Here is a 12,505-nt window from a genome sequence, read left to right as displayed (position 1 = left end):
CGCAGTTAGCGTAACTTGTTCAGCATCCCCGATCATTGCAGTTCGCAATAATCAATCGTTAAGCAGGCGTTAAACCATTGCGATTGGGTTCCGCTGTGGTGAGAAGTTGTAACTGTTGAATAAGCCAGCTGAGTGCAGGGTCTCGTTTTGCACTCTGATGCCAGTTGATGTAGACGGGGCAGGGGGCTGATTCCCAGGGGAGAGGAAAGTCCTTGAGGGCAAGCGGTTGGCGCATCATGGCCAGATGCCATAGGCTGGTGACACAAAGCCAGTCAGTCTGACTGACCAGAGAGAGCGCTGTCAGCAGGGCGTTGCTTTCATAGGCGATTTTTCGTTCTGGCAAGTTCTTGCCGGTCAGGCTGCGGATCACCCAGTCATCTTTGCGTCTTACGTCCCATACCACGTGTTCTTCAGCAAAGAAGGTTTCGAAGTCTAGCTGATGTTCGATGCGGGGATGGGCTGCACGGCACACCACTCTGAGCTCCAGATTCAGCAGTGGCTGATTCAAAAAGCCGTTCTCTTCCAATGCTGTGCTGGCCAGTATCAGGTCGATATTGTACTGGCGAAGGGCTTGCTGGCGAAGGTGCTCCTCATAGAGCCCGGGGACTGATTCGACGCGGCAGTGAGGTGCTGTAGTGGCGAGGTGGGCAAGTAATTTGGGTAGTAGGAGCAGATCCAGATCCAGATCCGGATGGCTGGCGATGCGAAAGACGCGCTGACTGGTGCCGGGCTCAAACTCCTGATTGAGTTGCAGGGAGCGCTCCATGGTATTGAGGGCTGTGCGGATCTCCCTGTGCAGGGCGAGGGCTCGGCTGGTCGGTGTGATCCCGCGTCCTTCCCAGAGAAATAGTGGCTCGCCAATCTGGTCGCTAAGGCGGCGAATGGCCTGGCTTATTGCCGCAGGGGTCATATCTAGGCTGCTGTTTATACCCCTTTTTCGGTCATGACGCGATCGAAGATCCGAAAAAGGTTGAGGTCTATATGTGGACTCGCCATCAAGTCATCCTGTTTTTATCCCGTTTACCCAGTTTTTTGGTAAAACAGCCGATATCTTCCATTGTTGCTGTTATGACTGACGGGAAGCTTAACAGCTCTAAAACAGCGTCATTACTTATCATGATTCAAGCTGTTGCAAGCATCCTTTCAGTTTCTTGATAGGACGTCTTTACACATCTTGATTTGTATCAAGATACTCGGTCTTCGGTTGTCTTACGGTCAAGAGTGATGTTGATGGGATGTAACAAAAGGATGTGCATATGGAACTGAAAAGGGACCCGAGATGCTATACCGACGTCTGTATCGACGGTAAGTGGTATCACTACGACCACTGCAGCACCAACGTCTACATGCTGATGGGGGGCGCCGCGCCGAGCCTTCAGCTGGCCTATGAGCCGAGCAGCGAAGAGGAGCTGATCGAGATGCTCCAGCAGCTGGGGCGCTTCTGACTTACCGAATTGATGTCTTGCCATATGGCCATCGGGCGCGTTGCCACGATGGCCACCACTCTTCACCGCTGTACCTTATCTCAGCGGGTTTTATTGCCCAATAACCCCTTGCCAATCTCCAGCATGGCGACGGCCGCGGCGTAGCTGCTATCAGACTTGCCTATCTCATCCGCCACATAGAGAAAATTGGATTGGTACTTCTCGACGGCCTCCCGTGGACTGGTCGCGTCAATAAAGTCCTCCTCCACCTCGAATCCTTGGGTCAGCAGTGCCGCCTTTTCACTCAGAAAAGTCGGAGATGCCATGTCGATAAAGGTGTATTGCTGCCGATTGGACGCCGGAATGGTAAAAAACTGGTATCTGGCCATAGGTAAATTCTCGCTTGAAGCGGGTGATAAATGACGTGACGCTGGTTTTAATCTGTGGCTCGCAGGCGGCTTGCTTGCCTCGACGTCGCAGACAGTGCGTGTCGGGAATGCCGCATTTTGTTTTCGTTCGAGACTACTTCGTTGGCGTTTGCCCGGCAAGTGGGGCGCAGAGATTTTCTGGATGATCCGAGCAACCGAGATGTTGTGGGCTGGGGCGAGGCCGGGATAATGCCGGGCTCACGTTGAGCCCGGCTTGTCAGCGCTCTGTTACAGCACGAAGCTCTGTACCATGGCGCGCAGCTGTTCGGTGAGCTGGTGGATCTGGCGGGCGGCATCGCGGGCGGCGTTGGCTACTTGCAGCGCCTCGTCGCTGCCATCCGAGATGCGCACCACGTTGCGTTCGATCTCGTTGACCACTGCGCCCTGCTGCTCGATGGCGCTGGCGATGATGGCGTTGGTATCGACCATTCGATCCACCTTCTCGGTGATGGCGCCAAAAGCCTGCTTTGCCTCCTGCGCCAGCCCGACCCCCTCCTGCGCTTCATGGCTGGCCGCCGACATGGCGGTGACCGAGGCGCGGGCACCGGATTGCAGCTGTTCAATCATCTGCTGGATCTCGACGGTGGCCCCCTGGGTGCGGTTGGCAAGAGACCGCACCTCGTCGGCTACCACGGCGAAGCCGCGTCCCTGTTCACCGGCCCGGGCCGCTTCGATGGCGGCGTTGAGGGCCAGCAGGTTGGTCTGTTCGGCGATGCCGCGGATCACGCTGATGACGCCGCCAATCTGACTGCACTGCTGCTCCAGCTGGCCTATGGTGTCGGCGGTACGCAGCACCTCGCGGTTGATATGGTCGATGGCCTTGATGGTGCGCTCCACCACATCCTCGCCCTGACCGACCACGTTCTGCGCCTCCTGGGTCATGCGGGCGGCTTGCAGAGCGTTGCCTGCCATGTCTTGTGAGGTGGCGGCCAGCTCCTTGATGGCGGTGGCGACCTGATGGGTCTCCCCTTGCTGATCGGCAATCACCTCCTGCGAGCGGCAGGTGCGCGCTTCGATCTCGGTAGCGCTCTCCACCACGGTGACGCCATTTTCCCGCACTCGCAGCATCAGGGTGCGCAGGGTCTCCAGGGTCACGTTGTAATCCCGGCTGATGGCGGCCAGTTCGTCCTGACCAACGATCTCGATATGCTGGCTGAGATCCTGGGCGTTGACCCGGGCGGCGATATCACGCACCCGCCCCACGGTGTCGCGCAGGGAGAGATAGGCGCCGATCATCAGGTAGAGGTAGAGCAACAAGCTGACGGTCAGCGGCGCTGTGACCCACCAGAAGTGGCGTTGGTTGGCGGCCAGCCGCTGATGCAGGTCGGCCTCCAGCCGCTGGCGTACCTGGCCTGCCAGTGCGGTGATGGCCTCGTCCATCTTATCTCCCCGCGCTTGCACCTCCTTGGTGGATAGTTGCACCAGCTGATCCTTCATCATCTTGTTTTCCATGGTCTCGACCCCCTGACGCACCAGCTGTATCAGAGCATCGGTCTGCTGACCCAGCTCGGCGCGGTAGGCCGGTTCCATCTGATATAGCAGGGTCAGATCGGCCTCCAGCTCCTGCAGAGTGGCGTTGATCAGGTCGAGACGAAAACGCAGGCCGCTGTAGCCCTCGGCCTGAAACAGGCCGAAATCGGCGATGGTGGCGGCGCGATCCCGCACCTGAGCCAGCAGGTCGCGCAGTTGCGGCAACCGCTCACTGGCGAGGATCACCATGTAGTAGGTACCGAGCGCCGGATCCTGGATAAGGCTGCTACTGGCGGTAATGTGCTTGTAGAGGTGGCGCACCTCGGTCAGCAGCTTGTCGTGGCGCAGGTTGCTCTGCTCCACTTCCAGCTTGCCTGCTTCACTCTGCAGGGCGGCCCAGCCCTGCTGGATCACCTCAAAGGAGGGATTGTTCTGGCGGGTGTCTGCAAAGGCTTGCAGGCTCTGATCAACTGCTTGTGCGGCTGCCTTGACCTGATCATCATCGACAGGATCCACCTCATGGGCGTGACGGGTCACCAGATTGCGATGGGTCAGCAGCGCCTGCTCGATGGCTGGCACGGGGGCCAGATTGATGACGCCGGCCAGCTCCTTGCGGGCCTGTTCGTTGTCATCCTGCAGCCGCCCCAGCAGATTGGCCATGCTGTAGGCCAGCGGCAGCAGCATCAGGCAGGACCAGAGCAGGAATTTGTATTTGAAGGAGAGCTGATTGCCCAGCCGGATGGCGGGGTTGAAAATCCATTTCATGTTAAGCCTCGATACCTGAGTGCGGGCGTGAGTCGTGTTGCCTGAATAGTACTCCGAGCGGCCTCCCTTGGGTGATGGCCGGTTGCAAGTTGTGATCCCCTTGGCTTTTTACTTCCGGGCGGGAGCGCAGTCAGCCGCACCAATAGAAAACAGGCCACCCGAAGGTGACCCGTGGTCGATAAGGGGATATCCGCCTGCAACCGTCAGTTGAACGCCAGGAAGGGTGAGACGCAGAGCAGCAGGCCGGTGACGATGATGATGTAGAGGGACGTGCCCTTGTACTTGTGCAGCGCCGGTACCTGATAGACCAGATAGGCCGGGATGAGGCAACCCACCATGCCGAAGATGGGGCTGCAGATGGAGGTGAAGCTCAGCACCGGGGCGTTGAGCACGATTGCCCCCCAGGAGAGCATGACGGTGAACACCATGATCCCTTTACCTACCAATCCCTTGTTGATGCGGTTTTCCGGCAGCACCCGGCGCAGCAGGTTCATCGCCAGCCCCTGACAGGCTTCACGAAAGCCCAGATAGACGCCGAAGTAGGCAGTCATTACCGCAAAGATGTTGAGGGTCAGGCTCAGGAGCTTGAGGGTCTGGCCGGGCATCCCCTGGGCCACCATGGCCAGTGCAGAGATGTTCTCCTCGGAGGCTTTGACCGCCTGATCGTGACCCATGGCCAGAGTGAAGGAGACCGCGTAGAAGAACACCACCACAAACAGGATACCGAAGGCGATATTCATGGCGCGCATCGCCTTGAAGCGGGCCACTTCCAGCGATTTCTCCCGCGAACGGTAGGAGATCACCATGGGGCTCAGGCTCTGGATAAAGAGGATGGAGGTGAGGGTGAAGGGGAGCATGATGATGGCATCCTTCATCCAGTCACCGGCGGCGGGCATGGCGGTGATGTTGGCCGTATCCCACTTGTCTACCATCATCAGGCCGAGCACGGCCACCACGCTGATCTTGGTCAGCACCATAAAGGTGGAGATCTTGAACAGCAGGTTTTCGCCGCGCGAGGCCAGCGCCACCAGACCGCAAATAAGCAGCAGGCCGTAGAGGGGATTTTCCGAGAGCAGGCCGTCGGTGACGCCGAAGCTCTGCAGGAAGGAGGCGCTGTCGTTGGTGATGGCGGTGGAGTAGACAAAGACCCAGATCACCAGCATCACAAAATAGAGCGCGCCGAGCAGCACACCCCAGTTCTTGCCAAGGTAGCCGGTGATGACGCTGGGGTAATCCTTGCATTCGGGCGAGGTGGCTAGGGTATTGATAAAGAGGCGCTGGAACATATACATGGCCGGATAGCCTATTACCGCCGAGAGCAGAAAGACCCACAAGCCCATCAGCCCCACCTGTACCGGCAGGAAGACGATCCCCGCGCCGATGGCCATGCCGATACTCATGATGATCCAGCCCCAGTCGGTGCTGTCGAAGCGAACCGCTTCTTTCCATTCCAGCGTGCCCATCACGGGGCTGGCGAGTGTAGTGCTATGCGCGTCCATTAAAACCTTCTTTTTTGTAGGGATGTGGAAAAGCGGCGCAAATATAGTTGAATGAAACTCTCATAAACAATGCCCATAAGAGTACTTTTGTTCAAATCAGGATGGTGATCACGGTTTATATTGAGGCCGAAAGGTGCCTTTAAACGCCATTTTTGTATCTTTTTGTTGAATGGATAAAATAAAAAGCAAATAATGTTGAACGTAATGAGATTCATGATTGCAAAAAAAATTGCACAAACAGGAGTGGCTATATGAAACGCATCATCACAGCAGCAGCGGCACCTGACGCTATCGGTCCCTACAGCCACGGCACTGCCTATGGCGACCTTATCTTTACCTCCGGTCAGTTGCCGGTCTGCAAGCAGCAGGGTGGTGTGGTGGAAGGGGGGATTGCCGCCCAGACCCGCCAGTCACTGGAAAACCTGAAATCCGTGCTGGAAGCCGCTGGCGGCTCGCTGGATACCGTGCTCAAAACCACCTGTTACCTCGCCGAGATCAGCGATTTTGCCGCGTTCAACGAGGTCTATAAAGCCTATTTCCAGAAAGATTGTCCGGCGCGCAGCTGCTTCGCAGTGAAGGATCTGCCGATGGGCGTCAAGGTTGAAGTGGAAGCGATCGCCCATATCGCTCGTTAATGCTGATAAAAAGGTTCAAGTGATGAAACAAGCGTGGCAGCAGTATCTGCAGATTATTCAACAGGTTGTCAAACCAGCGCTGGGTTGTACCGAGCCAATCGCCGCCGCCTATGCCGCGGCTGTCGCCGTCCGGCAACTGGGCTGTGAGCCCGGTCGCCTCGAGGTTGCGGTGTCGGACAATCTCTATAAAAACTCGATGGGTGTTTATGTGCCGGGGACCGGCAAGATCGGTCTGGCCATTGCGGCCGCGGCCGGTGCCATCGGCGGCAACGCCGATGCCGGGCTGGAGGTGCTGGCCGCGATCCAGCCAGAACAGGTGGATCGTGCCCAGCAGCTGATCGATGCCGGCAAGGTGCAGGTGAGCCGCACCGCCGCCCCCGAGTTTATCTTCTGCCGCCTGACCGTTTATGGCACTGATGACAAGGGTGAAGAGCACAGCGCCGAAGTGACCCTGTGCGGCGGTCATACCCGCATCGTCGAGCAGCGCCGCGATGGTGAAGTGACCTTCACCGCCGATCAGAGCCAGGGCGGTGCCACCGGTTCCATCTGCGATGGCGTCGATATCAGCATCGCCGCCATCTACGAGTTCGCCACCCAGGTGGAGTTCGAGCAGATCAGGTTCATCCTCAAAGCCTCCGAGCTTAACGGCAAGCTCTCTGCCGAGGGGATGAACAACCCCTATGGCCTGGAGATTGGCCGCACCATGCAGCAGAACATCAATGCCGGTCTTATCGGCGAGGATGTGATGAACCGCATCGTGATGATGACGGCGGCCGCTTCCGATGCCCGCATGGGGGGCGCGACCCTGCCAGCCATGAGCAACTTCGGCAGCGGTAACCAGGGCATTGCCGCCACCATTCCGGTGATGGTCATTGCCGAGCGCTTTGCGGCCAGCGAAGAGCAGCTGGCTCGCGCCCTCATCATGAGCCATCTGGGCGCCATCTATATCAAGTCCCACTATCCGCCGCTGTCGGCCTTCTGTGGCAATACCGTGACCAGCGCAGCCGCCTCCATGGCCATGGTCTATCTGGCGGGCGGCAGCTTCGAGCAATCCTGCTTTGCCATCCAGAACGTGCTGAGTGACAGTGCCGGCATGGTGTGCGACGGGGCGAAGGCCTCCTGCGCCATGAAGGTGAGTACCTCCTCCGGTGCGGCGGTGCGCGGCTTCCTGATGGCCCTCAACAGCCACTCGGTGTCGGGGCAGGGGATCGTCGCAGGTGACGTGGATCAGACCATCCGCAACGTCGGCCAGATGGTGAAGGAGGGCATGTCTGCCACAGACAGCACCATTATTGATATCATGTCCGCCTGATGTCCCTGTTGGTTGCTGCCCGGCGTCCATTGTCCGGCAGCAACCCTTGCAAGAAGGTCCCATTGTGAAGCTGCAAGAGTTGAGTCCGAGCGATTTTGAGATCCTCAAGTCGATGGAGAACATTGTGGACGGCATCGCCGCCATGTATGGTCAGCACACCGAAGTGCTGCTCCACAGTCTGGATGCGCGCAATCCCTCGATCGTCAAGATTGCCAACGGCCATATCACCGGCCGCAGTGTCGGCGCCCCCATCACCAACCTGGCGATGATGAAGCTCAAGAGCGGGCAGGATATCTCCAGCCCCTACATGACCAAGTGTGCCACCGGCAAGACCCTGCGCTCCATCACGACCGTGATCCGCAACGGGGAGCACAGGGCCATCGGGTTGCTCTGTATCAACAGCGACATGGATGCCCCGTTGCAATCCGTGCTGCGCACCATGATGCCGGAGTGCATGCATCCCCACGAGAGCCATGCCACCCCGGAGGTGTTCGCCCGCAACATCGACGAAGCGCTCAACAGCACCATCGACACCGTCAGTGCCGAGGTGCGCGGCAACGAGGCTGTGCCCCCGTCCCAGAAGACCCGGGTCATCGTCAACCAGCTGCACGATATGGGGATCTTCGAGTTAAAAGACAGTGCCCAGATTGCGGCGCGCCAGCTCGGGATCTCGGTCCACTCCATCTACCGTTATCTGCGGGAGATCAAGAAGGGCTGAGCCGATACACTCTGGCCAAATTGGCAGCAAACGGGTCAGCCTTGACCCGTTTTTTACGCCCGCTTTAGCCTCTCTGTTTGGGCCATCCTTCGGGCTCATCTGCTATCATCTTCCCCCTTTATTTTTCTATCTCTCTGAACGTACTGGAGAAATCATGTCTCGACTCATCTATCTGCTGCGCCATGGCCAGACCCGCTTCAATGCCGAGCAGCGTCTGCAGGGGCGTTGCAACTCCGATCTGACCGACAAGGGTGAGGCGCAAGCCATCGCCATGGGGCGGCGCCTTGCCGCCGAACTGGCGGATCCCGCCCGCTGGACCGTCTATGCTAGCCCGCTCGGTCGCGCCCGTCAGACTGCACTGCTGGTGTGCGAGCAGTTGGGGCTGTCAGCTGATCGCATCATCTGGGACGATCGGTTGATGGAGCTGGGGATGGGGGAGTGGGAGAGCTGCCAGATCCCGGCGCTGCTGCTCGCTCATCCCGAGCTCGATACCGGCAAGGGGGACTGGTATCTGCAGGCACCGGGGGCCGAGAGCTTCGAGAGCATTCAGCGCCGGGCACACCAGTGGTTGCAGGATCCTGCCATCGCCGAGCGGGCCATCGTTATCTCCCACGGTCTGCTCGGTGCCATGTTGCGTGGCGTCTATGCCGATCTCGACTATGAGGCGACCTGGTCACAGGAGTTGCCGCAAGATGCCTTCTATAAGCTGCAGGATGGCCACATCACCCGCATTGCCTGCTAGTTTCGTGGACGTTGCCGCCATCAGTGCATGGACGATGCAGGCTGCAACACGCTACGGATTTTGCTTTGCGAAGATTAGACATCAACGAAATGATGAATAGACTCAAAAAGCGCATTATCAATAAGGGCATTAGCCCTCTCCTGCGGTGATGTGTTTAAGGTCTGGTTTTGCGAACAGGTTGCAACTTGCATTGCACTATGGTGCACAGACCGCGCTTTTTAATGAGGTTAGCGGGTGATTGTATTGAAATGAGTGGTCGCGTGATGCTTGGTGTATCAATTGCATATTAAACGACCAGTGGCCTGAGTATGAGGACGACACCATGAAAGGGATCTCGGTTCGTAGCAAATTATTGATGCTGGTTGTGGTACCGCTGTTTTGTATGATTTTGCTGTGCACTCTCTCCCTTTGGGGGATGCGCCTGATGAATCAGGCTGCCCATCAGGTGAATGAAGAGGAGGTGCAGCAGTTATCCGAACTGAAGCTGATTTCAGACTTGTATGCGGTCAGTGTCGTTGATGCGATCAATAAAGCGCATGTTGGATTAATCACCCGTGAAGAGGCAAAACGTTCCGTTACTGAAGCGCAGTTAAAAGCAGCAACGGAATGGAAGCGTTACATGGCCCAGAAGATGTCTGCGGAAGAGCGTGCGATTGCGGAGTCTGCCCAGGTATTGATGAACAAAGCCGACATTACACTGGATGGTATTAAGAGTGATCTTTCATTAAAAGCTCCTCTTGATAAGGCAATTCATCAGTTATACAGCACGGTTGATCCTTTTAATGAGGAGCTGGGCAAGCTGGTTGAACTCCAGCTGAGATTTGCAGATGAGCATGTTGGTACCCTGGAAAGTTTGGCCGTTGATTTTTCATTTGCCTTCCTCTCCATCACCGGGATTGCCCTGTTCGCTTTATCCGTGCTGGGGATCTGGATTTTTCGCGGGATCAGTCAACCGCTCACCGCTTTGCGCAGAGCACTTTACAAATTGCAGCATGAGCAGGATTTGACCGTCACCGTCCCCGTCATTCGGGAAGATGAATTGGGGCAAGTCGCACGGGCGCTGAATGATATGGTTAGCCATTTCCGCAGATTGATTGGCGAAATGGATGACGTGGCCGAACAGTTATCGACAGGCGCCGATGCACTGAACGAGCTGGGGCTAACCAGTGCAGAGCAAATGGCCCAGCAGCGTCTGGAGACAGATCAGAGCGCTGCGGCGATGAATGAGATGAGCGCAACGGTTAACGAAATCGCCCAGAATACAAATAGTGCTGCAATTGCCGCCCGTCAGGCTGAAAACAAGGCAGAAGAGGGGCAAGCGGTTGTCAAGGAGACCATTGGGAATATGGCTCTGCTCTCTGGTCAATTGCAAAATACATCCACTGTGCTGCAAAACCTGGCTATCGAAAGCAATAACATTACCCAGGTGATGGGGGTTATTCGCTCGATTGCCGAACAAACCAATTTATTGGCACTGAATGCGGCAATTGAAGCCGCCAGAGCGGGTGAGCAGGGGCGTGGCTTCGCTGTTGTGGCTGATGAAGTCCGGGTACTTGCTCAGCGCACCCAAAACTCTACCGGAGAAATCCAGAACACCGTCAATCGCCTGCAACAGAATGCAACTATGGCTGTTGATAGTATGAATATCGGATTATCTGAAGTGGAGAAGACGAATACCCTGATGCTGACGTGTGGCGTCTCTTTGGAAGAAATTGTGAGTGCGGTGGATGATCTGAATAATCTCAATGTGCAAGTCGCTGCTGCAGCCGAAGAGCAAAGCAAAGTCACCGAAGAGATGACGCGCAGCATGGTCAATATTGCCGATATCGCAGTACATACCTCGGACTCGGCAGCCCATGTATCGGCCAAGTGTCAGCGTCTTGATGAGATGGCCAAGTCAATGAGAACACAGATTAATCATTTTAAATGGCGCTCACATGCCGCTTGATATAGTTCGATGACATTACCCCCAGGCCCCGAGAGTTCGGGGCCTTTTTGTATCATGTTGGTCGTACTGCACCTGCGTTGAAACATGTCATCGGTTTCTATAGATATGGGAAGATTCATTACCGGACTGATGAAGTGATGCTTTCCAAAGAATGTGCATTTTTGACGGCAGCCGTCACCCTGAATGGCCATTTTTGCCGCAGTTCAACACATCAGAGCACCTTATCGCGGCAAGATGAGGTATCTTATGCCCCGATTTCATCCATTAAACGGATCCGAGACCCCATATGATCATCAAACCCAAGGTTCGCGGCTTTATCTGCACCACCACTCATCCGGTCGGTTGTGAAGCCAATGTTCGTCGCCAGATCGCTTATACCAAGGCCAAGGGCACCATCGAGAATGGTCCCAAGAAGGTGCTGGTGATCGGCGCTTCCACCGGTTATGGCCTGGCCTCCCGGATTGCGGCTGCCTTCGGTAGCGGCGCCGCCACCCTCGGCGTCTTCTTTGAAAAAGCGGGCACCGAGTCCAAGACCGGTACCGCTGGCTGGTACAACTCTGCCGCCTTCGACAAGGCAGCCAAAGAGGCGGGCCTCTACGCCAAGAGCGTCAACGGCGATGCCTTCTCCAACGAATGCCGCGCCAAGGTGATCGAGCTTATCAAGCAGGATCTGGGTCAAATCGATCTGGTTGTCTACTCCCTGGCCTCTCCGGTGCGCAAGATGCCGGAAACCGGCGAAGTGGTGCGCTCTGCCCTCAAGCCCATCGGTGAGGTCTACACCACCACCGCCATCGATACCAACAAGGATCAGATCATCACCGCCACCGTCGAGCCGGCGAACGAGGAAGAGATCCAGAACACCATCACCGTCATGGGCGGTCAGGATTGGGAGCTGTGGATGGCAGCCCTGCGTGATGCAGGCGTGCTGGCTGACGGTGCCAAGTCCGTGGCCTACTCCTACATCGGTACCGATCTGACCTGGCCAATCTACTGGCATGGCACTCTGGGCCGCGCCAAGGAAGATCTGGACCGCGCCGCTGCAGCCATCCGTGGCGATCTGGCTGCCAAGGGCGGCACCGCTCACGTGGCCGTGCTCAAATCCGTGGTGACCCAGGCTTCTTCCGCCATTCCGGTGATGCCGCTCTATATCTCCATGGCCTTCAAGATCATGAAGGAGAAGGGCATTCACGAGGGGTGCATGGAGCAGGTGGATCGCATGATGCGCACCCGTCTCTACGCGTCTGACATGGCGCTGGACGATCAGGCTCGCATCCGCATGGATGACTGGGAACTGCGCGAAGATGTGCAGCAGACCTGCCGTGACCTGTGGCCGTCCATCACCAGCGAAAACCTCTCCGAATTGACCGATTACACCGGCTACAAGCAGGAGTTCCTGCGCCTGTTCGGTTTCGGTCTGGATGAGGTCGATTACGATGCGGATGTAAATCCGGACGTGAAATTCGACGTGGTCGAGCTCTGAGTCTGACTCAAGTGAAGACAGGGCCCCGCGGGGCCCTGTTTTTTTGGCAAACATTCCGCTAATTTGCGGAATTTTATTATCAGC

General features: G+C 56.9%; 11 protein-coding genes. 7 read left to right on the top strand and 4 right to left on the bottom strand.

Annotated elements, in window-relative coordinates; all coding sequences use genetic code 11:
• Positions 1-58 precede the first annotated feature (58 nt).
• On the bottom strand, positions 59-910 hold the full coding sequence (locus AACT07_RS04730; RefSeq protein ID WP_253182225.1) for a LysR family transcriptional regulator: 852 nt from the start codon (positions 908-910) through the stop codon (positions 59-61).
• 346 nt (positions 911-1,256) lie between these two features.
• Between AACT07_RS04730 and AACT07_RS04725 the strand changes: the two genes are divergently transcribed.
• A complete protein-coding gene (locus AACT07_RS04725; protein WP_005334402.1) occupies positions 1,257-1,445 on the top strand; it encodes a hypothetical protein in 189 nt (62 codons plus the stop codon).
• 80 nt (positions 1,446-1,525) lie between these two features.
• Here the strand turns inward: AACT07_RS04725 and AACT07_RS04720 are convergent, their stop codons facing one another.
• The 3 genes from AACT07_RS04720 to AACT07_RS04710 form a co-directional block, all read right to left on the bottom strand.
• Entirely contained in the window at positions 1,526-1,813 is a 288-nt protein-coding gene (locus AACT07_RS04720) for a hypothetical protein (RefSeq protein ID WP_021229329.1), read from the bottom strand.
• A gap of 267 nt (positions 1,814-2,080) precedes the next feature.
• Positions 2,081-4,087: a methyl-accepting chemotaxis protein gene (locus tag AACT07_RS04715; RefSeq protein ID WP_069526748.1), complete on the bottom strand. Its 2,007-nt coding sequence runs from the start codon at positions 4,085-4,087 to the stop codon at positions 2,081-2,083.
• A gap of 203 nt (positions 4,088-4,290) precedes the next feature.
• A complete protein-coding gene (locus tag AACT07_RS04710) occupies positions 4,291-5,586 on the bottom strand; it encodes an amino acid permease (RefSeq protein ID WP_069526747.1) in 1,296 nt (431 codons plus the stop codon).
• A gap of 251 nt (positions 5,587-5,837) precedes the next feature.
• Between AACT07_RS04710 and AACT07_RS04705 the strand changes: the two genes are divergently transcribed.
• From AACT07_RS04705 to fabV, 6 genes are all read left to right on the top strand, one after another.
• Positions 5,838-6,221, top strand: a complete 384-nt coding sequence (locus tag AACT07_RS04705) for a Rid family detoxifying hydrolase (protein ID WP_005344164.1) — start codon at positions 5,838-5,840, stop codon at positions 6,219-6,221.
• 22 nt (positions 6,222-6,243) lie between these two features.
• Positions 6,244-7,533 carry an L-cysteine desulfidase family protein gene (locus AACT07_RS04700; RefSeq protein ID WP_069526746.1) on the top strand — a complete coding sequence of 430 codons (1,290 nt, stop codon included), beginning with the start codon at positions 6,244-6,246 and terminating at the stop codon, positions 7,531-7,533.
• A 64-nt stretch (positions 7,534-7,597) separates the two neighbouring features.
• On the top strand, positions 7,598-8,251 hold the full coding sequence (locus tag AACT07_RS04695; RefSeq protein WP_005334376.1) for a helix-turn-helix transcriptional regulator: 654 nt from the start codon (positions 7,598-7,600) through the stop codon (positions 8,249-8,251).
• A gap of 154 nt (positions 8,252-8,405) precedes the next feature.
• On the top strand, positions 8,406-8,993 hold the full coding sequence (locus AACT07_RS04690; protein WP_069526745.1) for a histidine phosphatase family protein: 588 nt from the start codon (positions 8,406-8,408) through the stop codon (positions 8,991-8,993).
• A gap of 322 nt (positions 8,994-9,315) precedes the next feature.
• Positions 9,316-10,941, top strand: coding sequence for a methyl-accepting chemotaxis protein (locus AACT07_RS04685; RefSeq protein WP_021229324.1), 1,626 nt, complete (start codon positions 9,316-9,318; stop codon positions 10,939-10,941).
• Positions 10,942-11,227: 286 nt separating this feature from the next.
• Positions 11,228-12,421 (top strand): enoyl-ACP reductase FabV, encoded by a 1,194-nt coding sequence (gene fabV / locus AACT07_RS04680; protein WP_005361765.1) that lies wholly within the window; start codon positions 11,228-11,230, stop codon positions 12,419-12,421.
• The last annotated feature ends 84 nt before the right edge of the window (positions 12,422-12,505 follow it).

Source organism: Aeromonas sp. ANP5 (assembly GCF_963870295.1).
GTDB classification, from domain to species: Bacteria; Pseudomonadota; Gammaproteobacteria; order Enterobacterales; family Aeromonadaceae; genus Aeromonas; species Aeromonas veronii.
Note: the sequence above shows the minus strand (reverse complement) of the source record. Positions and strands in the feature narration are given on the sequence as shown.

Coding starts and splice junctions, on each gene's coding strand:
- AACT07_RS04685 (WP_021229324.1), top strand. CDS start 9,316: ATGAAAGGGATCTCGGTTCGTAGCAAATTATTGATGCTGGTTGTGGTA.
- AACT07_RS04715 (WP_069526748.1), bottom strand. CDS start 4,087: ATGAAATGGATTTTCAACCCCGCCATCCGGCTGGGCAATCAGCTCTCC.
- AACT07_RS04710 (WP_069526747.1), bottom strand. CDS start 5,586: ATGGACGCGCATAGCACTACACTCGCCAGCCCCGTGATGGGCACGCTG.
- AACT07_RS04690 (WP_069526745.1), top strand. CDS start 8,406: ATGTCTCGACTCATCTATCTGCTGCGCCATGGCCAGACCCGCTTCAAT.
- AACT07_RS04700 (WP_069526746.1), top strand. CDS start 6,244: ATGAAACAAGCGTGGCAGCAGTATCTGCAGATTATTCAACAGGTTGTC.
- AACT07_RS04725 (WP_005334402.1), top strand. CDS start 1,257: ATGGAACTGAAAAGGGACCCGAGATGCTATACCGACGTCTGTATCGAC.
- AACT07_RS04705 (WP_005344164.1), top strand. CDS start 5,838: ATGAAACGCATCATCACAGCAGCAGCGGCACCTGACGCTATCGGTCCC.
- AACT07_RS04730 (WP_253182225.1), bottom strand. CDS start 910: ATGACCCCTGCGGCAATAAGCCAGGCCATTCGCCGCCTTAGCGACCAG.
- fabV (WP_005361765.1), top strand. CDS start 11,228: ATGATCATCAAACCCAAGGTTCGCGGCTTTATCTGCACCACCACTCAT.
- AACT07_RS04720 (WP_021229329.1), bottom strand. CDS start 1,813: ATGGCCAGATACCAGTTTTTTACCATTCCGGCGTCCAATCGGCAGCAA.